Source organism: Brevundimonas sp., assembly GCF_023259385.1.
Lineage (GTDB): Bacteria > Pseudomonadota > Alphaproteobacteria > Caulobacterales > Caulobacteraceae > Brevundimonas.
This window is the reverse complement of the sequence record NZ_JAHFPF010000361.1, coordinates 2330-3014: the sequence shown is the minus strand read 5'-3', so window position 1 is coordinate 3014 and position 685 is coordinate 2330. Positions and strand designations below refer to the sequence as shown.

The following is a 685-nucleotide window of genomic DNA, read 5'->3' as shown; positions in this document are numbered from 1 at the left end:
CCACAGATCGCCGCCGGTAAAGGCGACGAAATCGTGCTGCTTGTTCTGATCTTCGACCTTGATCGAAGCCTGGATATAATCCAGCGCCTCTTGCGAGAAGCCGCCGGCGCCGAACACCCGCACAGGGGTGCAGTCGCTGATGACGTCGCCCTGGCGCGAATAGGTCGTGGTGACGCCGCCGCTGGTGAGGCTTGCGTTCGGCACGGCGACGCCTTGGGCGTTCAGCAGTTGCACGCGGCAGACCACCTCGCCCGCACGGCCGTTGACGATGCCAGCGGTGTCAACCACCGCGTCAGCGGCCGCCTGATAACGAACGATATCCACGCCCAGTTCGACGTTTTCATTGTCCATCTGGCCATAGGTATAGGCCGCTTCCCACCGAATATTGCGCACGAAGCCGAAGTCCGGCGCATCGCCCCGCAGACCCAGCACATAACGCTGCAGTTCGCGGGTGTTTTCCTGAGTCCGGGATGGGCCATACAGCTTGTGCTGGGCGCGCGGGTCGGCGACCGTTCCGGTCAGAACCCCGGCCGAGTTATAGACTTGCCGGCGGTTATTCGTGATCGCCAGGCGCACATCTTCCGCCAGATAGGCGTTGTCCAGCCCGATCTCGAACGCCGACGTCGCCGTGATCGCCCCGACCGTGCCCGGCGCGAACTGGCGGATGTTGAAGTCGTGGAATACC

General features: G+C 63.4%; 1 pseudogene. It reads right to left on the bottom strand.

Going from position 1 to position 685, the window contains the following annotated elements:
- Positions 1 to 685: pseudogene (locus tag Q0C81_RS18250) on the bottom strand (TonB-dependent receptor); the annotation flags it as partial.